This window comes from Njordella calcicola, from assembly GCF_056494125.1.
In genome coordinates, this window is record NZ_CM151396.1 from 1509752 (window position 1) to 1532619 (window position 22868).

The 22868-nt window shown below is 52.6% G+C and carries 21 protein-coding genes; 14 read left to right on the forward strand and 7 right to left on the reverse strand.

From position 1 onward, the window contains the following. The first annotated feature begins 1 nt into the window (after position 1). The gene (locus tag SH302x_RS05700; RefSeq protein WP_479367765.1) at positions 2-880 is read left to right on the forward strand and encodes a serine aminopeptidase domain-containing protein; all 879 of its coding nucleotides are present in this window, start codon (positions 2-4) and stop codon (positions 878-880) included. 76 nt (positions 881-956) lie between these two features. Here the strand turns inward: SH302x_RS05700 and SH302x_RS05705 are convergent, their stop codons facing one another. The 3 genes from SH302x_RS05705 to SH302x_RS05715 form a co-directional block, all read right to left on the reverse strand. Continuing rightward, positions 957-1448, reverse strand: a complete 492-nt coding sequence (locus tag SH302x_RS05705) for a hypothetical protein (RefSeq protein ID WP_479367766.1) — start codon at positions 1446-1448, stop codon at positions 957-959. A gap of 239 nt (positions 1449-1687) precedes the next feature. After that, complete coding sequence (locus SH302x_RS05710; RefSeq protein ID WP_479367767.1) at positions 1688-3475, reverse strand: Gfo/Idh/MocA family protein; 1788 nt, start codon at positions 3473-3475, stop codon at positions 1688-1690. A 98-nt stretch (positions 3476-3573) separates the two neighbouring features. Next, positions 3574-4539, reverse strand: coding sequence for a hypothetical protein (locus SH302x_RS05715; RefSeq protein ID WP_479367768.1), 966 nt, complete (start codon positions 4537-4539; stop codon positions 3574-3576). Positions 4540-4836: 297 nt separating this feature from the next. On the opposite strand from SH302x_RS05715, the gene greA reads away from it, so the two are divergent. The 7 genes from greA to SH302x_RS05750 all read left to right on the forward strand — a co-directional run bounded on the left by greA (position 4837) and on the right by SH302x_RS05750 (position 14521). Then, positions 4837-5316 carry a transcription elongation factor GreA gene (gene greA / locus SH302x_RS05720; RefSeq protein ID WP_479367769.1) on the forward strand — a complete coding sequence of 160 codons (480 nt, stop codon included), beginning with the start codon at positions 4837-4839 and terminating at the stop codon, positions 5314-5316. A 9-nt stretch (positions 5317-5325) separates the two neighbouring features. Beyond that, positions 5326-6042 carry a hypothetical protein gene (locus SH302x_RS05725; protein ID WP_479367770.1) on the forward strand — a complete coding sequence of 239 codons (717 nt, stop codon included), beginning with the start codon at positions 5326-5328 and terminating at the stop codon, positions 6040-6042. Positions 6043-6084: 42 nt separating this feature from the next. Further along, positions 6085-6741 (forward strand): MOSC domain-containing protein, encoded by a 657-nt coding sequence (locus SH302x_RS05730; RefSeq protein ID WP_479367771.1) that lies wholly within the window; start codon positions 6085-6087, stop codon positions 6739-6741. 228 nt (positions 6742-6969) lie between these two features. Beyond that, complete coding sequence (locus tag SH302x_RS05735; protein WP_479367772.1) at positions 6970-7506, forward strand: MaoC family dehydratase; 537 nt, start codon at positions 6970-6972, stop codon at positions 7504-7506. 159 nt (positions 7507-7665) lie between these two features. After that, the gene (locus tag SH302x_RS05740; RefSeq protein WP_479367773.1) at positions 7666-8943 is read left to right on the forward strand and encodes a beta-ketoacyl-[acyl-carrier-protein] synthase family protein; all 1278 of its coding nucleotides are present in this window, start codon (positions 7666-7668) and stop codon (positions 8941-8943) included. 3 nt (positions 8944-8946) lie between these two features. Continuing rightward, the gene (hrpA, locus tag SH302x_RS05745) at positions 8947-12954 is read left to right on the forward strand and encodes an ATP-dependent RNA helicase HrpA (RefSeq protein ID WP_479367774.1); all 4008 of its coding nucleotides are present in this window, start codon (positions 8947-8949) and stop codon (positions 12952-12954) included. Between the two features lie 133 nt (positions 12955-13087). Beyond that, positions 13088-14521, forward strand: a complete 1434-nt coding sequence (locus tag SH302x_RS05750) for an MFS transporter (protein WP_479367775.1) — start codon at positions 13088-13090, stop codon at positions 14519-14521. Here the strand turns inward: SH302x_RS05750 and pgl are convergent. Continuing rightward, the gene (gene pgl / locus SH302x_RS05755) at positions 14518-15258 is read right to left on the reverse strand and encodes a 6-phosphogluconolactonase (RefSeq protein ID WP_479367776.1); all 741 of its coding nucleotides are present in this window, start codon (positions 15256-15258) and stop codon (positions 14518-14520) included. The genes SH302x_RS05750 and pgl overlap by 4 nt on opposite strands. 259 nt (positions 15259-15517) lie before the next feature. On the opposite strand from pgl, the gene SH302x_RS05760 reads away from it, so the two are divergent. Together SH302x_RS05760 and SH302x_RS05765 are read left to right on the forward strand one after the other, a co-directional pair. After that, on the forward strand, positions 15518-16639 hold the full coding sequence (locus SH302x_RS05760) for a peptidylprolyl isomerase (RefSeq protein WP_479367777.1): 1122 nt from the start codon (positions 15518-15520) through the stop codon (positions 16637-16639). Positions 16640-16950: 311 nt separating this feature from the next. Beyond that, positions 16951-17832, forward strand: a complete 882-nt coding sequence (locus tag SH302x_RS05765) for a DUF1571 domain-containing protein (protein WP_479367778.1) — start codon at positions 16951-16953, stop codon at positions 17830-17832. A gap of 93 nt (positions 17833-17925) precedes the next feature. Here the strand turns inward: SH302x_RS05765 and SH302x_RS05770 are convergent, their stop codons facing one another. From SH302x_RS05770 to SH302x_RS05780, 3 genes are read right to left on the reverse strand one after another with little or no spacing between them, the layout of a single operon-like run. Beyond that, entirely contained in the window at positions 17926-18435 is a 510-nt protein-coding gene (locus SH302x_RS05770) for a dihydrofolate reductase (protein WP_479367779.1), read from the reverse strand. Next, positions 18435-19229 (reverse strand): thymidylate synthase, encoded by a 795-nt coding sequence (locus SH302x_RS05775; protein WP_479367780.1) that lies wholly within the window; start codon positions 19227-19229, stop codon positions 18435-18437. Before SH302x_RS05775 ends, SH302x_RS05770 begins: the two co-directional genes overlap by 1 nt. A 43-nt stretch (positions 19230-19272) precedes the next feature. Next, positions 19273-19926, reverse strand: a complete 654-nt coding sequence (locus tag SH302x_RS05780) for a class I SAM-dependent methyltransferase (protein ID WP_479367781.1) — start codon at positions 19924-19926, stop codon at positions 19273-19275. A gap of 114 nt (positions 19927-20040) precedes the next feature. Between SH302x_RS05780 and rimO the strand changes: the two genes are divergently transcribed. From rimO to SH302x_RS05800, 4 genes are all read left to right on the forward strand, one after another. Next, positions 20041-21480: a 30S ribosomal protein S12 methylthiotransferase RimO gene (gene rimO / locus SH302x_RS05785; protein ID WP_479367782.1), complete on the forward strand. Its 1440-nt coding sequence runs from the start codon at positions 20041-20043 to the stop codon at positions 21478-21480. A gap of 103 nt (positions 21481-21583) precedes the next feature. Continuing rightward, on the forward strand, positions 21584-22165 hold the full coding sequence (pgsA, locus tag SH302x_RS05790) for a CDP-diacylglycerol--glycerol-3-phosphate 3-phosphatidyltransferase (RefSeq protein ID WP_479367783.1): 582 nt from the start codon (positions 21584-21586) through the stop codon (positions 22163-22165). Positions 22166-22173: 8 nt separating this feature from the next. Beyond that, the gene (locus tag SH302x_RS05795; protein WP_479367784.1) at positions 22174-22515 is read left to right on the forward strand and encodes a cupin domain-containing protein; all 342 of its coding nucleotides are present in this window, start codon (positions 22174-22176) and stop codon (positions 22513-22515) included. A 25-nt stretch (positions 22516-22540) separates the two neighbouring features. Further along, positions 22541-22861: a hypothetical protein gene (locus tag SH302x_RS05800; protein ID WP_479367785.1), complete on the forward strand. Its 321-nt coding sequence runs from the start codon at positions 22541-22543 to the stop codon at positions 22859-22861. Positions 22862-22868 lie beyond the last annotated feature (7 nt).

Consider the following 22868-nt stretch of genomic DNA (forward strand, 5'->3'; position numbering starts at 1 on the left):
GATGGAAACTACCGTAGTCTTTGGAAAATATGAAAACCTCGTTGGGACTTATTGTGGTCCCACGTTCGCTCAGCCTTCCCCGCTGGCGGTACTGATACTGACACCGGGTATGTTGCATCACGTTGGGCCGATGCGTTTGCACGTGCAGTTAGCTCGGCGACTCGCAAACTCCGGCATCTCTTCGCTGCGTTATGACCTATCAGGGATTGGTGAAAGTCTAGCAGTCGGCACAGCCGGAAGTTCGCTGCAGCGTGCGACGCAGGAGGCGGTCGAAGCGATGGACTGGATGCAAAGTGAGCATGGAATCCAAAAATTTGTCTTGTTCGGATTGTGCTCTGGTGCAGACGATGCACTCGCTATTGCGCAAAACGATAGCCGCATTGTTGGTATGTCGATGCTGGATGGACTTGGCTATCGCACGAAGCAGTTTTATCTAAACTGGTTTTTGAAGAAGCAGCTTCCGAAGATGTTGCGAGCGTCCAAATGGTTGGCCTTATGCAAAAGTATCTCAGGCCGCAGAAGTACCCAATCGCAAACGATGCCATTTGGGCAAGACATCCGTGAGTTTCCGGAGCAATCGCAGGCCGAAATGCAGCTTCGCAACCTGATCAATCGCGATGTCCAATTTCAGTTGATTTATACAGGTGGTGTCATCGACTACTACAGTTATGAAAAGCAATTCGCCGATATGTTTCCCAGCTTGAGTGGGCACGCAAACATCCAAACAAAATACTATCCCCACATGGATCATCTGGCGACACTGGCCGAGGACCGTGAGGTGTTGTTAGCGGAACTGCAGCGATGGATATGCCACCTCAGTGACCAGGTTGCTGTGGAGCGATTGCAAACGTTTGCACGCGCAACGGTTGCGGCCAGCTAACCAAAAGTAGGCGGTCACGGAAGCAACACGTGGGCAGTAAATCAATCGTCAATTGGCGAGCGATTGCCAACAAGCCTTACTCGCAATAAAACTCCAGCGTGTCATGAATCGCTGGTGGATAGTTCAGGAACAGCACTCTCGATGTCACGATCCCAAGAGCGTCTTTGTAAAGGTCATCTCTGCTCTTATCCAGTTCGATAAAAGCCTGGATGCGCTCTTTGCTTTCGTCGCTGATCGTCGATCCTTTTCCTTTGGTCATGTTTTTAAATGCCATGACTAATCGTGTTAAACTTGCAAGTTTGGGAGCTTGTTTGTCATACACGGTGGAGGATTGATAATCGAACCGTTCTGCTTGCCAGATGGATCGATTGTCGTCCGATGAAGTTCGAATCGCACTATCCACTGCCACCAACGCGGGTTCGATTGCTTCTGCGGTTTTCGGCCATGCGGACCGCTGCTGCTGCACGATGGCGGCAATCGCATTATGGCGGGAATGGATTGCCAGTCCGAACGCGAGAATCGCCGCTGTAACTAACGCAAAACCAATTGTGAAAAACTTGCCATTCACTCGCATAATAAACGCAGCCCAAAACCTGCGCAGCTAACATGTCGGACGCTTTGGAAATCGAAAATGGGACCGAAAATCTCAAGGCTGTCGGTGTCCAACGCGTGAGAGCAACGATCTCGCTGAAGCACGGGATTGTACACTCAAATGACTGCACGATGTGTGTACCTAGAGCAAGAGCGTTGTGGAATAGCCACAACGCTCTTGGATCAAGGATAATGAAGCAAGTTGTCGAGAAACGCTTAGACCTTCCAGCTTAGAAGGTTTTCTCGTTCCTTCTTGCAATCGCTGCCGTCTGGCGTGTCGTCGGAATCAATCTCGAACCAGGATTCCTCGAACTTGACATAGCCTGGTTCGCCACGCATGTTTTTCTGGATAGCGACGTTGGTTGTCAGTGCGATCACGGCATCGCCCATGGCTACCTTTGGATAGCAGCGAGGCTTGTTTTCTGGAGCTGGATTGCGGATGCAATAGGCCCAATGTTCAATTTCTTCGGTGTAACCACGGCTTATTGGCCCGGTCGATGCGGCAGCCTTGGCGACAGGCGCTGCCGCTCCACCGCTGGCTTGCGTATCAAGAGCATAGCCGCCGCCAGCGGGCTTCACGCCAGCGGTGGCGCTGGTGTCGGAGCCTGCATACAGCATCACTTCTTGTTCTTTTTCAAGAATCATCGTGCCCTTGGTACCCATGACGACTTCGCCATAGCCGCCAAAGCCGTTTCCATTGATTGACGAATACGTAACGACAATCTTCTTATTAGGATCGACCGTGTAAGGGTCGATCACGTTGCCGCCTTTGAGCGTTGGGTATCCGACGTCGAATTTTCCGTCGTACTCTGGTCCGGGGAACTCGAATTGGCAATAAACGTGATCTTCCGCATCGCGATCATGTGGGAAAATATGACGACCGCCAACCGCATGCACGGTAATGGGGTGCGCCTTGCTGCCATCTTTCCTTAGCGCACTGCAGAAGATGCTGGCAGCGTCCAGTTGGTGCGAGCCCAGTTCGGCCATCAAGCCGCCGCCGGTGCGGTCCCACAATCGCCAACGAATCAACTCTTCCATCGCGCTGCGTTCGCGGCCTGAGGCAAGCGTCTTGGAGATATATCCCAATTCCTCTGCGTCGATGTCTTTGTCTCTCGACCAAGCTTCCCACTGCATCACCTTCTTTTGCAGCAACTCGAGATCCGCTGCCGAAGTAGCACCCTTCAGTTGATTTTCAAAACTCTTAAGCTGTTTGGCAATCGTATCGATCTTGTCGCCTTTGGGACCGATTTCACCGCCTGGGATCGGAGGAGCCCAGGAGTCGTTGCCGGGCAGATTGCCACGGTGCCATTGGGCTCGAATGTGGTGGAGTTGGCCTAGCAACCCCCAACGGATCAAATGCACGGCGTTATCGTATAGCACGCTGTAATGGCGTTGGTGCCCGGTCGCTAAGTGCAGGCCCTCTTCGTCGGCGATTCGTGACATCACTTTGCACTGTGCAACATTGTGAGCCATCAGTTTTTCGGTTAGCACATGCTTCTTCTTGAGCATCGCCTGAACCGCGATCGGTGCATGCAGGTGCAACGGCAGGGCGATGATGATTGCTTCGACGGCGTCGTCGTTCAGCAGGTCGCCAATCGCCGACTTGCCTTCGTAGACTTTGACGTTCTTGCGAGCTTCTTCGTAGGAAGAGTAGCCAGCTTTTGCGATCAAGCCGGGGCGAGCCGACGTGGCCGCAGGGCTAGACCAGTCGCCGTAGAACGCGCGGTGAATGGAAGATGGACGGACATCAGCGATCGCAACGACTTGAACATAGTCTGGTGAGCAACCGCCCAGCAAAACGTTGCCTTCATCGCCGACGCCGATCACGCCAACGCGGACAGGGTCAGCAACTTTGCTGTAACCGAAGTACATGGCTCCTAGGCCGGCACCGGATACAGCACCGGCGGCAACAACGCCTTGGAGGAATTCGCGTCGAGTAAAGCCAACGGCTTCGTCAAAGTTGTCCTTGCCAACAACCTTTTCTTCTGGGGAAAGCTGGTCCATATCAGAGGCCCTTCGTTCGATAAATAATGTTTGAGTGAGTGAGTTTTGTATTGTAGTTGAGGAACTAAAAATGACCGTTGGATCGCACAGCTATTTATCTATACGGTCGCAACGGAAGATTTGTTGCCTGCCGCTGCTGGTTTCCGACTTTGCCAAAACGACCATGGTATAAAGTCGAGTCCCGCGTAACGGCCAGCGTCTGCGAATGCGAGCACGAAGCATGCGGCCGCTTCAATCGCTTGATAGTACGTCGGTTGAGCGCCTGTCGCACCGGGGAATTGTGTGAGAACGACGGACACTAGAAACAAGCCTGCAGCAATACCTGCCACAGGTGTGAGCAAGCCGATCACCAGCAGAATCCCAACCGTCATATCGAAAATTGGAATGATTCGATCCACAGTTGAGTTTTTGATCAAACCTTCGTCACCCAAGTTTACCTTCACGACGCCCGCTCGAGCACGCTGTTCTGGAGTCACGATCCGCGATGTGTTTGCCACCAACAAGCCCAAAGCGGCATCGACATCCTTGAGTACAGGCTTGACTTTGCCTTTCCACTCGGTCTCGATGGAAGCTTGTTGAGCTGCGAGGGATTCGGTCCCCGCGCGAGCTTTGTCCTTTTTCATCTTCTCGATTCGCTCAAAGCCGTTTCGGTATTCGGTCAGTTCCTTACTGTAGCCACTGTAAGTCGTTCGAATTGAGGCTTTGGTCTGGTCTACGGCGGCGGCGAGCTGCTTCTTTTGAGCGTCATTCATCGCGTAAGATCGTGCTGCCTGCGAAGCGTACTGATCGATTTTCTCAAACAGTTTCGATTCGTCGGTGCGCAGTGACCCGTCGTGATCAGGTATCAGAGAATGAAAGAATGGAGCCATCGGGCCAACGGCCGCGCCAAGGAAGCCGGCGGAGGAGAAATTTCCCTCACGGACCTTGGATGCTCCTTCTTGAAAAAAGTGCCAACCGACGGCCACGCGCAGGACAACTAAGGCAACGATGGCAACAAAACTAATCTGGGTGTAAGGACGCATATCGAGAGAGAGTTGGACGAAAGGGCTAGCCGACTTCCGCATTTCTGCAGCAAGCTTAACTGTAATTCGATGGCATTCTTAACCGCGGCAAATCGTTGGAAAAATGCCAGAGGTGTGGGAGTCTGCCGAAAACCGCCGATTATGACCAGAACTGATCCAAAAGCCAAGCCGTAAGCTAGCGCAAGCGTCGCAATCCGTTGACAATATCTGCGGTTTGTCCAACAATACTGCCTATCACAATTGAAATTGGTTCTACTCAGAAGTGCGATCCGCTTGGGCAGCCGCCCAGGCAATCGCATTTTTCTTTTCCCAAAATCCTATCCCGAGCGAGAAAGAGTTATGCCTGATTACGTCCCAATGACCAGGGAAGCTTACAATCGTATGAAAGCTGAAATCGATCGGATGGAGAACGAGGAAATGCCGCTGATCGCCGAAAAGATCGCGGAAGCTCGAGCCGAAGGGGATCTCAAGGAAAACGCGGAATACCACGCTCAACGTGAAAATCAGGGCATGTTGCAGGCAAAGATTAACGCTCTGCGGGCAAAACTAGCCAATGCACATATTGTCGATGTCAGTACACTGCCCAAGGATCAGATCGTCTTTGGGTCCAAGGTCAAAGTGAAGGACTTGGACTACCAAGATGAAGAAGAGTACACCATGGTCGGTGCGGGCGATGAGGATTACGACACCGGGAAGATTTTGACCACCAGCCCAATCGGATCGGCGTTGATGGGCAAAAAAGTCGGCGATGTCGTGCAAATCCAAGTCCCGCGGGGCGTGCTGCGCTACGAAGTTTTGTCGATCGAGTTAGGCGAATAAAAATCGAACATGGCCAAAAAAGAACCAAACAATCCCAATCTACCATCCGACCAAGCGAAGCCCGAAAACGTCTCGCTTGGACCTGCTTGTGGGGTCGTGATGATTTTTGGCTGTGTCATATTTGCGATCGGAATGGCCATCGCCGCTTATTTGTTGTTTGGTAAACAGAATGAAATGGCGATCCAAGCCATTCAAACGCAACTTATTCCCTGGGTGGAACAATCCGAACTTACCGAGACCGACAAAAATCGGATTGTCGAGCGTCTGACGCTGCTGAGTTCCCAAATCGAACGGGGCGAAATTGATGATCGGCAGTTGGCTCGTATCCGAACACGCGTGACTCAAAATCCCATACTGCAGTGGGCTGTGGTCGAGCAGACCATTGCCTTTGCCGAAAGCAATGACGAATTTACCGATGCCGAACGAGAGCAATTGAAACTTACGAGCGACCGTTTGTTGCAAGCGTGTTCGATGTATCAAATCAACATGGAAGATTTGGGATTCCTTCTCCAGAACTTGGCCACGCAAGAATCCAAGTCGATGCGGTTAGTGCTCCGGCCCGAAATCACGCATGCCGATGTCATTAGCTATATGCAGCGAGCCGAACAAATGTTGGATCGTCGCGAGTTTAAACTCAATGAAGAGACTCGCTACCAAAGCGTTTCGCAGATCTTTGATCGCATGCTGGACGAGGCTTTGGACCCTGAGGCGAAGCTGCCTTACTAAAACCGTTTTCCTAACTCATGGGCAATCGGAGATGAACGCTTCATGACACTGCCAAACGACGCCAGGGTACAGTCTATTCAGGTCGGCCAAGTCGAGGACTTGGAGATTCCCGTCAAGTCCAACAGCAGTGTTCGCATCATGCGTTCGGCGATTGCCAAGCGACCGGTCGCTGGCCCGCAGCAATTGACAACGCTTGGCGTGGTGGGCGATGCTCAAGCGGACAAACGTTTGCATGGGGGGATCGACAAAGCGGTTTTGGCTTACAGTGGCCAACACTATGCGTATTGGTCAGAGCGTCTAGGTCGAGAATTGGGGCCGGGCGCGTTCGGCGAGAACTTGACCTTCGCTGGACTGGACGAAGCCAACGTATGCATCGGTGACCGCCTAGCCATCGGATCTTGCTTGCTGGAAGTTTCGCAACCTCGGCAACCATGCCTGAAGTTAGCCGCCCACTTGAAGGAACATCGCATGGTCAAATGGGTGTCCGAGTGCGGCTACACTGGCTGGTATATGCGAGTTCTGGAGCCTGGGCAGTTGCAGCCAGGGGATCGCGTGGACTTGGTCGCACGCGACTACCCGCAGTGGACGGTGTCAGTTGCAAACGGGTTAATGTACGGGCAGATTGTCGATGCGACTGCCATGCTGGAATTGTACTCAGTTTCCGTATTATCCACTTCTTGGAAAAAGGATCTTGGCTAGGGGCGTGGGATTTGGGGGCCTGTCAAATTTTTCCTAACTCACCTAAAGCGACCGAAACCCGCGAATACGTCGAATCTCAATGCACTTGTGCTTCATCGGTCTTGCGTTGGAATCGCAAACGCTATTAAATTGTCCACTTCTAGACCTCTGAAAAGTGAATGCCACTTTCCGGTCTTAGAACTTTTGCATCGATCCCAGTGTAATTTTGTCTGAGAGGCTGGACCCGTCATGGTCGACATGGAATTGCTCGCCTTCGAAGATTTGAGTATTGGTCAGAAATGGACCAGCGACTCGCGTATTATTACGCAGCATGACATCCAGGGCTTTGCTAGTCTGACTGGCGACCATACACCGATTCACGTAGACCCGGAATTCGCAGCGAATACACCCTTTCGCCAGGTCATCGCCCACGGTTTGCTTGGACTATCGATTCTTGCAGGTTTGTCCTCCGAGCGGCCGCGGATGCGAACCGCGGCCCTTTTGGACGTTCATTCTTGGAAGTTCATCAAACCTATTTTGGTGGGCGACAGCGTGACCGTAGAGACCGAAGTGATCGATTTGAAACCGCACGGACGTAAGCACGGTGAAGTCCACTGGCATCGAAAACTCTTCAATCAGCACGGCGAAATTGTGCAGTTCGGCATTCTGGTGACTTTGGTCGAATTGCGAGATCCGCTTAAGAAAAGCCGAATTCGAATCGATCAGGTCGAAAGCGGGCCGATGTCCACACCCAACCGGCTCAGCGATTTGACCACACTGAAATAACGCTTGAAGCTGGGCACGCGTGCCAACTTGTTGAGTTGACCGTGTCGAAAAAAGTCTTACATTGGACGCGTCAGTAGCCGCCAGTCAACATTTTAGAATCGTGACGGCGGTTGCAACTTTGGAATTTCCTTCCCTGACGCTGCTGCCAATTCTATCCCTATGCGAACAAATCAAGAGGTTGTCATTTCCGGCGCTGGAGTCGTGACACCTCTAGGTCAGACCTTAGAGGCTTATTGGAAGTCTCTAGAGACCGGCGTCTCTGCGGTAGAGCAAGTTTCGCTCTCTGAACCCGTCGGTCAGCAACATTTTTATTGCTCGACCGTCAAAGATTTCGACGCAAAAAAGTTCGTCCAACCCCGCAAGACTATCAAGCTGATCTGCGAAGAAACCCAGTTCGCTTTCGGCGCTGCCATGACCGCTTGCCAGCAAGCCGGAATCACAAATGGTACCGTCAACCCGGATCGTTTAGCGGTCTGTTTTGGCGGCGAGATTGTCTTCAGCGAGATTCAAGAAGTGCGTGATTTGGTCCGATTGTGTTCGGATGATTCGGGATTCGATTACCGCAAATGGGCGCCACCATTCATGTCGAATATCTACCCATTGTGGATGCTCAAATCATTGCCAAACATGGCCGCATGTCACATTGGTATCGCGCTCGATGCACGTGGTCCGGTCAACACGATCACCACCGATGAAACCTCTGCCTTGATGGCCTTGCATGAAGCTTTCCTGGTGCTGCAACGCGACGCGGCCGATGTCGTGGTGGTTGGCGCATGTTCGTCGTACGTCAATCCAACTCGCATGCTTCAGATCCCCAAGGAGCATTACATTCATCAGGACGTTGATGCGAGCACGTCGGTCAAACCCTTCGACAAGAATCGAATCGGCATGGCGCGAGGTCAAGGCGCTGGCTGCATCATACTGGAGCGAGCCGACCATGCGGCTGCTCGCGGCGTTAAGCCATTGGGCAAGCTATCTTCGGTGGCAAGTACGTTTGCCAAGCCACCTTCGTATCGCGCTGGAAGCAGTTCGGCCATCTCCGCGGCGCTGCGTTGTGCACTGGAACGAGCCAATATCACACATGAACAACTTGACCACGTCAACACCGGGGCTTGTGGCTCGGTGGAGCTCGATGCCGCTTTCGCTCAAGGGGTCAGTCAGCTCAGCCCCCAGTTACCTGTGGTCTCGGTTCAGGGGGGAATGGGGAATCTTGGAGTGGCCAGCGGGCTATGCGAGTTGATCGCTTCGCTCGTGGGCGCATTTCAAACGCAAAGCTCACCTTACACGGTGAACTTTTGCGAACACGATCCGGCTCTCCACGGACAAGTAGTCTTGGATGAACCTGGCCGAAAGATGGAGCGTCCTTATATCGCTAAGTTATCGCAGACGCCTCATGGTCAGACCGCTGCGGTGGTCGCTCAACTTTTGGACTTGTAAACTGTGTCCAGTGATAATCCGCAAGCGTCGCCTTCCTCTTCGCCAGGCGAACCGGTTGCGAAGAAACGTCGCCGCAAAGGTCGCTCAAACCGACCACATCTCAGTCCAGCGGAACTGCAGCGGCGCAGTCAATTGCAGCTTCCATTAAATTACGATCCTAGCTTGCCCATCGAAGCGGATCGCATTGCCATCGTCGAATCGATTCGCAATCATCCCGTCACCATCGTGTGCGGTGAGACGGGCTCGGGTAAGAGCACTCAATTGCCAAAGTACTGCTGGGAGGCGGGCTTGGGCCGCACCGGTTGGATCGGCCATACGCAGCCCAGACGCTTGGCTGCCCGATCGGTGGCAAGTCGTATCGCCAGCGAACTGGAATCGCCGCTGGGAGACTTCGTCGGTTACAAGATGCGATTCACCGATCGCGTTTCAGAAACCACTGTGGTTAAACTGATGACTGACGGCATCTTGCTGTCCGAAGTTCAGCACCATCATCAACTGCACCAATACGATTGCGTGATTATTGACGAAGCTCATGAGCGGTCGATCAACATCGATCTCGTGATGGCTCATCTGAAACGCATTCTTCGTCGTCGCCCCAGCTTTCGCGTCATCGTAACCAGTGCGACCATCGACGCTGAAAAGTTTGCTCAGTACTTTGCCACCGATGCGGGGCCCGCTCCGGTGTTCTTTGTCAGTGGACGCACCTTTCCCGTAGAAGTCCGCTATCGTCCGACGTCCGACGACTGGCAGGCATTGTCCAATGCGGTCGATGAATTGATGGCTGAAGGCACGGGCGACATTTTGGTTTTCTTGCCCACTGAACGCGAGATTCGTTTTCAGGAGAAACAACTGCGCGGGCATCTCACAGACCAAGGGCAACTACAGCGAATCGATATCCTGCCGCTCTTTGCCAGAATGACCGAAGCGGAACAAAACAAGATTTTTAATCCGGGCGGAAAACCTCGTATCATCTTGGCAACCAACGTGGCGGAGTCGTCTATTACGGTTCCCCGAGTTCGCTATGTGATCGATTCAGGTCTGGCGAGAATTTCAAGATACGCGGCCCGTAGTAAGGTGCAACGTTTGCCAATCGAGCCGATTTCACAAGCCAGCGCCAATCAGCGCGCAGGTCGCTGTGGTCGCGTGGCAGACGGCATCTGCATTCGGTTGTACAGCGAGGAGGATTACGCTTCCCGCAGCGCGTTTACGACTCCCGAAATCCGACGCGCCAACCTTGCGCATGTGATGTTGCAAGTCAAACTCGCTGGCATCCATGATCTAGAATCACTGGACTGGCTGGAGGCTCCTTTACCCGAGTCGGTGCGCGAAGCGAAAAAAACACTGCATGAGTTAAACGCCATCAGTGAAGATGAAAAACTTACCGAACTGGGACGCAAGCTCGGCCGCTGGCCGGTCGATCCTCGCATCGCTCGCATCTTGATTGCGGCTCATGACAATCACTGCTTGGCCGATTGCTTAATCATTGCCTCGGGATTAGAGATTCAGGATCCGCGTTTGCGACCTGCCGAGAAACAAGCGGCTGCGGACGAAGCCCACGGAATATTTCAGCACGCGGCCAGCGACTACGGTAGTCTGCTGCTGCTATGGGATTTCTATCACCATCTGAAGTCAACGCTCAGTAGGTCTAAACTGGAAAAGGCTTGCCAGCAACGTTTCCTCTCGACCGCTCGCTTTCGCGAATGGCTGGATGTGCATCACCAGTTAGAACGCTTGACGGAACTGCACGGGATGAAGATCGGTCCGCGACGATGGCTTCCCAAGCCCGCGGTCCAGTTAGCTGCCGAATCAGCGAACGCACGTGAGAACAGATCGTCACAGGTCAAGCACCGTGACGCAGAGCCAAAGAATCCTTTCAAAGAAGAAGTCGAACGACTGCTGCGAGATTCCGATTATCAATCGATCCACTGCTCGATGTTAGCTGGCTTGTTGTCCGGTATCGCCATGCGTCGTGAGGATGGGCGTTACTGGGCGGCGAATCGTTTGGAAGTTCAAATGTGGCCTGGCAGCGGCGTCAAACAAGCGGCGCCCCGTTGGATCGTGGCCACTGAACTGGTTGAAACCTCCCAACGTTATGCTCGCAACGTTGCGGCCATCGAAGCATTTTGGCTAAGCGACTTGGCGCAGCACTTGATCAAGTACTCTTATGACTCTCCGCACTTCAGCAGCAAGACTGGGCAAGCGATGATTCATCGCAAAGCTCACCTCTTCGGCCTACCTGCTCTGCCCGCCGATCGAATTGCGCTGTCGCCGATTGATCCGGTCACTGCCAGGCAATTGCTGATCGATGAAGGGATCGTCAATGGGCAATTAAAGACCCGGGCACGGTTTGTCTCGGACAATCTCAAGTTGCTGGAAGAACTGGAAGAATTCGCGCATCGTTCGCGCCGCCAGCATTTGATTTTGGATCGTTTTCAACTGGAAGCGTTCTATCATCAGCGGATTCCCTTGGAGATTACGGACCGCAATCTATTAGAACAATGGGATCGTAGCCTGGATTCGGAATCGCAAGCAGACGCGTCTCCGTATCTGCGTCACAGCGAGCTGGTCAGGTCATTGAATCGCCAGGAGATCCTCAATGCCTTCCCAGAATCATTGAATGTGGGCGGCGCGAATGTCCCCGTTACATATCAATACGCCCCTGGAACGGAGAACGATGGTATTACCGCCTTCATTCCCGAATCGGCAATTGCTCAAATCTCCGAAGATCGTATTGGATGGTTAGTGCCTGGTTTGCTTCGTGACCGAGTGCAAGGATTGATCAAATCGCTGCCAAAACGATTGCGCCGCAATCTGAGCCCTGCTCCGGATGCGGCCGAAAAAATCGCCCGCCAAATGTTGGAGCAGCAGACGCCCTCGGCTTCCTTTTGGGTTGTGCTCTGCCGCATCGCGTCGGAGTTGGCTGGAGAGAAAATCGAGCGGCAGGACTTTCAGCCCGATAAACTAGATGAGTATCTCAATCTGCAAATTGCCGTGGTCGCACCGGATGGCAAAGTCACCAAGACCACACGCGATGTCGCTGCGCTGCGAGCAACCGTCCATGCCCCACAGCGATCTGCGGCCGTTGCAAGCAGCTTTAAGTTGACAGAGCAGCCTTGGTATCGTACGGGATTGAAGGATTTCGCCGTCGAAGCCCTGCCGGAAAAAATCGTGGTCGAGCAGTCAGGCAGCACCCTCACGCTCTACCCAACTTTCGACATCGCTGGCGATGCGGTCGATGTGGCTGTCGTCGATCATCCCGAGGCTGCCGCGATACAATTGCGGCTGGGCGTTACTCAATTGTTGACGCAGGTTTTTCACCGTGATGTGCAGAGCCAAGTTCGGCATTTACCGGGCCTGCGTGAGGTAAAGCTGAATCTTGGGCGGCGTTTGGCCACTCCCGATTTGGAACGCGGCTTGGCCTGGCTGCTTGTCGATCTTGCGCTGATTCACAAGCAACCGGCGGTGCGTACCAAAGAAGATTTTGAATTGCGGAAGGTCCGTGCCTTTGAACGCATCTCGATGGCGGCCGCTGACGTTGGGCGTTGGCTACCTAAACTTGCCGAATCCTATCAGGCGGCAGCATTACAGTGGGAAGGCAGCAAGCTTTACGCGGCCGCCCAGGAGGATATCCAGCGACAGCTTTCTTGGATGCTGCAGCCACAATTCTTAACAATACACCCCTGGGAATTGCTACGCGAGTTTCCACGCTATTTTGCAGCGATAGAACATCGCATTCGAAAAATAAATTCCGGAGGGCTGGCCGCAGACCAGAAAGCCACTCAATCGCTCGTCACATTCCAGCAGTTCTTTGAACAGAAGCTGCAAAACCACCAATCGATTGTGGCTGCCGACCAACCCTTGCAAGTTCATCAAGGGCGCTTGCTGCGGGATCTCGCCGAATTGGCGTTGATGTTGCAAGAGTTCCGCGTGTCATTGTTCGCTCAACAACTCGGAACCATCATCAGCGTTTCGGCCAAACGCTTGGAGAAGCTTTGCGAGAAAATCGCGTGAACTTCTGCCGCACCGCAGCGTCTGATCTTGATTCAGTCATCAAATTCAACGACGTCTTTCGGTTTGGGCTTTGGCTATCGCCGTTTACAGCGCATAGTGAAAGGAACAATACCGCGCTATCTATCTTGCCCCAATGATCATGCAGACACTGGAAGTCGAACCACGGACGCCTGTGAGCGTCCCACGCAAAATGCCTCCCGCTGAACGTTCTACCAACAAACTAGAGCACAACCTGCGCTCGTCGACGTTGGATGGGACATATTACGGGGGCATGGTCGGTTTTGGCGAAAACTACTTTTCTGCGTTCGCGCTGGCGGTTGGTTTAGGGCAAGTCACGGCGGGGTTGGTGACCAGTTTGCCAATCCTGTGCGGCGGTATCTCGCAATTGATCGCTTTGCGTTTACTGCGCTCCGGTGGTTCGTATCGAAAGACCATCTTGCTGTTTGTGGGTATCCAAGCACTCGCATTTGTACCGCTGATTATCGCGGCAGCCGTGGGCAGTATTCCAGCGTGGCTGTTTTATGTGACGGTATCGATTTATTGGGCAGGCGGAATGGCCTCCGCACCTGGCTGGAATGCTTGGATTTCGCAGATCGTGCCTGGTAAAATCCGTCCCCGCTACTTTGCCAAACGGACTCGGTTTACCCAGCTAGCAACGCTCAGTTCATTTTTGATCGGTGGGATTCTTCTGGAGCAACTGACGCGTGTTGAGCTGCGATTGATCGGGTTCATGCTGCTGTTCTCGTTTGCGTTTGCCTCGCGCTTGGCAAGTGTTTGGTATCTGATTCAGCATAAGACCACGGCAGCCATCGATAGGGCTCATTTTGACGGCGTGAGTACTAAAGAAGCTTGGGTCGCGTTGGATACGTCGTCCAAGAAACTGATCTTCTATTTGATCATGCTGACCGCTTCACTGCAGATTTCAGGTCCATTTTTCGCACCTTATATGTTGGTGCAATTGCAGTTTACATATCCGCACTTTGTGGCGATCGTGGCTTGCGCCTTTGTGACACGTATCTGTACCTTGCACTACTGGGGGTTGTATGCAAAACGTTGGGGGACGCAAAGGTTATTGTGGACCGCTGGTATAGCGATTATTCCGCTGGCTCCGCTGTGGATCATCTCCCCCAACTTTTGGTGGATCTTAGGCGTGCAGGCTCTGGCAGGTGTTGCATGGGCAGGCTTTGAACTTGCGATGCTGTTGGTGTTCTTCGAAGCGATTCCGTTAGCCCGCCGAGCTCAGATATTGACGCTTTACAACTTTGGAAACTCGGTGGCTTGGTTTGTGGGAGCTGCCTTCGGTGGTTGGTGCATTGATATGTTGGGTAAGACGCCAGGCGCTTATCATGCTGCGTTTGCAATCACGGCCGTGGCGCGGTTGGCATGTTTTGTTTGGGCCTACTACAGCATCGGCTCACCGCGTTCGCTGCGTCATCGCTTCAAGGATTTGGAAGCGGAAGTGGGTAGTGTGCATGTTGCCCCAGAGACGCCGATCAATGTTCGTGCGCCGTTGATTACGAGCGTAGAAGCATCGACAGAAAGCGAAATGCCAACTGATAAAGGTTAGCTGATAATGTCGTTTAACCCACTGGCGGCGGCATTGTCTATAACCCAAGTGACTCGCCGCGAAACTGGCTGGATGCCTTGGGCTGGGTATAGAGCCACGTTGGTCGGCTCAGTCCAAATCTGTCGTAGTGCAGGCGTCTTGGAAGCGCCGCAAACCAAAAAGTAGACCTGTGAGGCTCGGTTCAGTGCAGCGTATGTCAGCGTCACGCGCCAGGTATTGAGCTTATCGACCCAATTCTCAACAACCCAGCGATCTTCAACATTCAGGGCTTCGGTTTCCGGAAACAGCGATGCGGTGTGAGCGTCGTCGCCGATGCCCAACAGCACCACGTCCAGAAAGGAACTAGGTTCATTGGCAATCAGATTCTTCAGGAATTTATCGTACGCCGCGGCAGCTTCGGGGGCGGGCAGATCTCCGGTGGGAATGCGATGGACCTGTGGTCGCTGGGGTTCAGGCAAGTGATCTAGCAACGCTTGCTTAACCATCCGGAAATTGCTGTCGTCATGGTCGGCGGCCACATTGCGTTCGTCGCCCCACAGGAGGTTGACGCGGGACCAATCGAGAGAATTGGGTGGGAGTTTCGCTAGCCTTTCATAAAGCAATTTCGGGGTCGAGCCACCGGCCAAAACGATATTGCATTGGCGTCTGGCCAGGGTTGATAGGTGAATCGCTTCGACAATTTGCTCTTCTACGTATTTTGCGCAAGCTTCCGGGGTTTCTTGGACGATAACTTTCACTGTCGATGGCCTGTGGAAAAAATAGTCGGGATAGTTGGGTTCAAGCCAGATTTATCTTGCTGCGACGAAATCAACAGGACTATAAACCACCTGATTCCAAAGCTGGAAGCGTGGTCACGTCGCGGATTGCTAGATATTTAGCTGTCTAAGTTGGCGTATTAGAACCCAATAGCTGCTGAACTCAACCCAAATGCATCACTTATCCCAATTGAAATACTCAAAACTGGTCAGAAGTGTGGCATGTTGCACGCTTGTCGGAATGACTTCACTTCAACCAAGTTCGGTTGCCCAAGCGCAGCAATCGATTGCCGCTGGAATACCGGCGTTGGAAGCGGGTTATGTTAAATTTGAGGGCGCGGAGAACGAAGTTGAATTCACCCCTGGCCGTTTGGTAGCAGTGGTGGGGGAAGAGCACGTGCTGGCTGGTGAAGTCCTGTCGATGTTCGAACTCAAGCTGGCGGAGATGGCTGACAATGCCCCGCCCAGCCAAGTAGCCGCGATGCGGAATAAGTTTTTTCGCCAGGCACTGGTTGAAGTCATCAAAATGAAGATGTTCTCGCAGCAATTCTTTATCCAAATGGCGGCCAACAAACCGGTCAACGATCGCAAAGACGCGCGGCAACAAATCGCAATCCAAGTCAACAAAGCGTTCTACGAATCCTATGTGCCTATTCTTCTGAAGCAGTACAAAGCGGCCAACGAAGTGGAACTGGATCAAATCTTGCGGTCCAAACGTTCCTCGCTGGAAGGTCAAAAGCTAACCTTCATGGACAGCGTACTGGCAGATGAATACGTCAAAAGCAAAATACCAGACAAGGTCCGCATCGATGTGCTTGAGATCCGTGACCGCTATGAACAAGAGCTAGATCAATGGCAACGGCCTGCTCGTGTGCGCTTTCAGAAAATGAGTGTGCTGTTTAGCAAGTTTCCGGACAAGGCGGCAGCTTATCGCGAAATGGAAAGCATGTTCGAAGAAGTGCGTACGGGGGGGGCGAATTTCGCCAGTGTTGCTAAACGACGTTCGCAAGCGAGCAATGCGGAAGAAGGCGGCTACTTTGACTGGACTAGCCAAGGGGTCTTGCGCAGCCAAGCGGTCGAGACAGCCATTTTCACGATTCCGCCAAATCGACTAAGCCAAATCATCGAGGATGATCTCGGGTACCATGTCGTTGTGGTGTTGGAACGTGAGGAAGCGCATGTGCTGCCGTTTGCCGAGGCGTCCGAGGAGATTCGCAAGAAACTCAACGAAGAAAAACGCGACTCGATGCGCAAGAAGCTTTTTGCCGATCTGCAGAAGAAAACTAACGTCTGGACTTTGTGGCCTCAAGATTGGCCCAATGCCCGTCCGCTCAATGATTATTTGGGCATCCCGGCCGAGTAAGGTCTCCAGTAATCTTGCTAAACCAGGTTCGATTGGGAATTTTATCGCCTGGAACCTCGGCGGCGGAAAGCCGCTGTTTGTTGAGTGCGGATGATGGTTTGCAGAAAATCCTTCGCAACCGTTATACGTTCTACAACTCATCCATGGAGGCCAGCGATTGAGTTTTTGCCCGCAAATGGTTGCTCAATACTTATCGCCGCCGTCTAGATTTCTCGATGATCTATTGCAGTGAGGGTTAGCGATCGTCTACTGTTGCCCTCGCCGCTGGACCAGGCGGTGTTTGCCTTAGCACGGAAGGAAACGGCAGAGTTATGAAACGAGTGTGGAATCTTTTGAATACAACGGCAGTCGCATTAGCATTATCCGCACTGGCCTGCGTTAACCTTCATGCACAAACACCTGGAAACGCCACCGAGCCAGTTTTTCGTCTGAGCAAGAATGAGCCGCTTTCACCAGGGTTTGCCCAGCCGCATCCACTGGATCCTGCGATCCAATTGGCCGAGCAGAGCTTGGTTCACATGCGATCGACGGTGAAGGACTACACCGCGATTCTGATCAAGCGAGAACTGATTGACGGACAGCTTGGCGATTACGAATACATGTTCGCTAAGATCCGCAATCGCGATGTTCAAAACGGACAGATTGCCACGCCATTCAGCGTGTATTTAACATTCCTTAAGCCTGCGACTGTCAAAGGCCGCGAAGTATTGTTCGTCGAAAATGCGAATGAAGGTAAAGTCATCGCACATGAAGGCGGCATGAAACGCATGTTGGGGACACACACGTTAGAACCCAACGGCTGGCTAGCGATGAAGGGTCAGCGTTACCCAATCACCGACATCGGTATTGAAAACCTGCTTACCAAGTTGATTGAGCGAGGTGAACGCGATCGAAAGCATGGCGATTGCAAGGTTGAGTTCTTGCAAGGTGCAAAAGTCAGCGGGCGTGATTGCCGCGTCATTCAAGTGACTCACCCAGCGAAGGCTGGTCCGTTCGACTTCCATATTGCCCAAATCTTTATGGATGAAGAACTGCAAATCCCTGTGCGTTACGCGGCGTACGATTGGCCCAAAACGCCAGGAGCTGAACCACAAGTCATTGAAGAGTACACCTATCAGAACATCAAGGTGAACGTTGGTTTGACTGACGCAGACTTCGATCCCAAGAACGCTCAATACAGCTTCCACAAATAAGTGGAAAGGTGGCACGTTCTAACTTCAAAACTGATTCGCCAATGAGGCATGCTCATTGGTGTCTTGAAAACGGGTGTGGGGTATAAGCGACCCTTACGCCTTCTTCCAGTGCTCGAACCGCGTTGGATATTGATTCTGAGGGTCCATCGGTACGTACTCCGTGGCCCGAAGTTCCCAGCCATGGAAATCAAAGGCTGGCAAGTACGTGTCTCCCACGACATCCGCTAGCACTCGGGTCAAAAATATTTCGGTGGCGAGCGGTAAGAATTGTTGAAAGATAGCAGCACCACCAATCACAAACAGTGGGTCTTCTTTCTGTCTGGTGCGAAGGATCTCGTCCATTGACGTTGCGACCTGTACGTCCGCATGCTCGACGCTCCATGCGGTTTGACGAGTTAGCACGACCGACTTTCGACCAGGTAGCACTTTGGGTAACGACTCGAAGGTCTTTCTGCCCATCACGATGGTGTGTCCCATCGTCAAACGCTTGAAACGTTGCAGGTCGCTGCGCAGTCGCCATGGTAGATCGTTGTTGTTGCCGATCACTTGATTTTGCGACACCGCGACAATGAAGCAAATTCGGTTCTTTTCTGAAATGGACATTAAACGGCTACGGGGGCTGCGATGTGGGGATGAGGGTCGTAATTGGTCAGCTCGAAGTCTTCGAATTGAAAATCGACAATGCTGTTGGGGACACGCAAGATTTGAAAGCTAGGTAATCCCCGGGGGGCCCGCGTGAGTTGCAATTGAGCTTGATCAAAATGGTTGGAGTACAGATGAGCGTCCCCCAATGTGTGGATGAACTCTCCTGGTTGCAAGCCGGTGGTTGCCGCCATCATCATCGTGAGCATGGCATAGGAAGCAATATTGAAAGGGACACCTAAGAAAACATCCGCGCTGCGTTGGTACAGTTGGCAACTCAAGCGTCCGCGAGCGACGTAAAATTGAAAGAGCAAATGGCAGGGAGGCAAAGCCATCTGCTGAATATCCGCCACATTCCACGCACTAACGATCAACCGGCGTGAATCAGGCGTCTGACGGATCGCTTGTTCGACTTGCACGATTTGGTCCACGGTTCGACCGTCGGCACACTGCCAGGATCGCCACTGCTTCCCGTAGACGGGCCCTAGTTCGCCCTGCTCATCGGCCCACTCGTCCCAGATACTGACTTTGTTTTCGCGCAGATACGCGATATTGGTGTCGCCTTTGAGGAACCACAGTAACTCGTGCAGGATACTGCGAACGTGCAGTTTCTTCGTCGTCAAAAGGGGAAAGCCCAGGCTTAAATCAAATCGCATCTGCCTGCCAAAGACCGACCGTGTCCCGGTCCCGGTGCGATCGGACTTGTCGACGCCATTTTGTAAGATGTCACTTAACAGATCGTGGTACTGTTGCATGAGAGGTGTTTTATTCCATCATGGAGGTTAAAGGGAAATGGACTTAGCCAATCTTTTCGACGACATGAAACCAAGTCCAATGCCGATCGGAGGTCGCTGCCAGATAGGTCGGCTTCATTCCGGCATCGGTAATCAGTTGGCGCACTTCCTCAAGCGTTAGGGATGCATGCAAGCTTTGCCGAAAAAGCTGTTGTGCCAGTGGAGTTTCATCGCCACAGTGCAACTGGACCAGCGACTCGACCGCTGCAGGCGAGTCTGGCCGCAGTAAGTCTCGCACGAAAATACAGCCACCGGCACGAGGTAGGCGACCGCACAACCGAAAAAAACTCGCTGGATTCGCTAAATGATGGACGATCGAATTGGAGATGACCGCGTCGAAAAACTGATCCGCAAATCCCAAAGTGTTGACGTCGCCGTGATGCAATTGGATGCGTTCGCGACACCCCGCGACCTCGATCCGATACTTCGCCAGTTCGAGCATAGAAATCGAAGCGTCGACCGCCATGACGCGGACTTTCGGGACTCTGGCACACAATTCGATCGGAATCAAAGCCGTGCCGGTGCCCAGGTCGCAGATGTCTTCGCCCAGCGAAATTCCGGCTCGATTGCACTGGACCAATAGGTCGGAGACGAACTGGGTATTCACCTGACTATGGTCCATTTGATCATAGCAATCGGCGTCCTCCCACTGGGACATTATTTCCGGTTCAAGTTCACGCTGCAGCATCGGTCCGTAATTTCGCTTTTGTTTTGAAGGAATTCGCTTATGCTATGAGCTTTTCCTGGTCTCTTTGCACCGCGATCACTTGGAATGCACAGTTTACCGATACTTCCGGCAGTTGAACAACGACCGAACCGCAATTTAGCAGGCGCCGCTGACAGTTCGGCCGCCAAGGGCACTTACAGCTTCATTTCTTTGGGCTGCCCGAAAAATTTGGTCGACAGCGAGCAGATGCTGGGACTTCTGCACCAAGATGGCTACCAGATGGTCGACGCGCCGGATAATTGCGATTTTGTCGTCATCAACACCTGTGGCTTTATCGATTCGGCTCGCAAGGAATCGATGCAAACAATCGACCAAATGCTGGACCTGAAACGTCAGGGGAAGATTCGCGGGGTCTTGGTCACTGGGTGTTTGGCCGAACGCAACCGCGAGCAACTGCTGGAACAACGGCCAGAAATCGATGGCTTGGTTGGCGTATTCGGACGCGATGAAATAGTCTCGCTGGCCGATTCCTTTATCCATGGACTAAAAGAACAAAGGACGATTTTCCGTCCAGCTCCGATTCGAGCCCTGGCCGACGAGGTACGTTTGCCGGCCACTCCTCGCCATTTTGCCTACTTGAAGATCTCAGAAGGCTGTGACCGATTGTGTACCTTCTGTGCGATTCCGAAGATGCGAGGCAAGCACGCCAGCAAACCGATGGATTCCGTGCTCCGCGAGGCGCGAGCGTTGGCCGATCGAGGCGTCCGCGAGTTGGTGATTGTCGCGCAGGACACGACCTATTACGGCATCGACATGTACGGCGAACCACGCCTGAACGAACTGCTGCAGGAACTTAACAAGATCGACGGTATCGATTGGATTCGATTGATGTACTTCTATCCGATGTACATTGATGATCGCTTGATTGAAACGATTGCAAGTTCGGAGCGAATCCTACCTTACATCGATATTCCTCTGCAGCACTACAATGACACGATGCTTAAACGCATGTCGCGACGAGTGACGAGCGATCAGATTTCAGAATTGATTGGTCGTTTGCGAACAGGTATTCCTTCGTTAGTACTGCGTACCACCATGATTGTTGGCTTCCCGGGCGAAACCGACGAACAATACCAGGATTTAGAAGATTTTGTCGCGACGGCAAACTTCGAGCGATTGGGCGTCTTTCCATACTCGTTTGAACCCGATACACCGGCGGCTAAACTACCTGATCATTTGCCTCAGCGAATCAAAAATGAGCGTCAAAAGGCATTGATGGCTGTCCAACAACAAGCAGGGTTCGCATGGGCTCAGGCCCAGGCTGGTCAGCAGTTGGATGTCATTATCGACAAGATTTTGGACGCCGAACAAAACGTTGGGATTGGCCGAACGTTTGCCGACGCCCCAGATGTAGACGCGGTGGTTTACTTAACCGGGGAACCGGAGCGAGCGCTTACCGTGGGAGAAATGTACCGGTCAGAGATTGTTGGCAGTAAAGGTTATGATTTGATTGCCGCTGCACTCCATCCCTGTTCACGAAAGTGATTTGAGGTTTAATAACCATTCATCATCGGCAACGATGACCGCTGGGCAACCAGTCCTCAAGTCAACCGCCGCTGTTGTACGCAGATAAACGTGCAGGATCCTTATGCTTCAGACAAAAAAGATGGCCACCACGGTTTGGAATGTACCGAATTCGCTATCGACTGCACGATTGGTATTGGCCTGCATCGTGTTTGGCTTGATCGAGTATCAGGCATTTATGGCAGCGATGATTTGTTTCTTGATCGCTGCGACCACCGATTGGATCGATGGCTGGTATGCTCGAAAGTACCAGCAAGTTACCAAGTTGGGGCGAATTTTGGATCCCTTTGTCGATAAAGTGATCATCATTGGCACCATGATCGCCTTGTGTGCTCAACCCAACGCAGGGCTTGCACCGTGGATGGTGACCGTAGTGGCAGCTCGAGAACTACTCGTAACGTCGCTGCGAGGTTTGGTGGAAGGAGCCGGGGGGGATTTTTCCGCAAAGCAACTTGGTAAATGGAAAATGCTGTTGCAGTGCGCGGCGATCGTCGCCGTATTTCTGTCGTTGATGACATCCGCAATCCCATTATGGCTGTACTGGACACGCGCGGTTTTGGTCTGGGGAGCGATACTGTTGACCATCCTTTCAGGTTTGGAATATGTATTGATGGTCATTAGAGCCTCGCGAATTCCGGTTGAGTGAGGTTGTCGATGGAATCGCGGAAAGTGTCATTGCCCGACTTGGTTCCTGTGCCCTGCCCTTGCGGACTGGCTCGACGAGCTTTCGCTGACCAAGCCCATTTTCCCGGCACCGTGCATCTGACGCAGATCACCGCCGATGCCGTAGCGCACTATCACCAAACGCACACGGAAATTTACATCATCATTGAATGCCAAACCAACGCGGCGATCGAATTGGATGGTCAGTTGCATTCCGTAAAGCCGCTGGATGCCATTTTAATTCCGCCGGGTGTGAAGCATCGAGCGGTGGGGGAGATGAAGGTCGTCATCCTTTGCTCGCCTGCCTTTGATGAGAGCGACGAGCACTTTTAAGTTTAACGGGAAAGTGAACAACAGCATGGATGCGTTCCGATTGCTTGATTGGCTCTCTGAATGCGACGGCGAGTCGATTTGGAGTCTAGAGTACTGTAAACAACGAGGTTTACCGGACTATCTAATTGACGCATTAGAAGATGCGTACGAAAGTAGTTTTTCCGATCACGCTCAAACCATTTTTTACCAAGACAAACCCGTGAATCAGTTCGAGGGGGTACGAGACGTCGATCTTGCCATTTGGATCGGTAAGCAACTGCGAGTCGATGTGGCAGGAATTTTAGCCCGGCACCTGACTCGAGCTGCAGTGGTGCAAGCTATTAAAGAAGCGTTTGAAGAGGGCTGACCTTGCA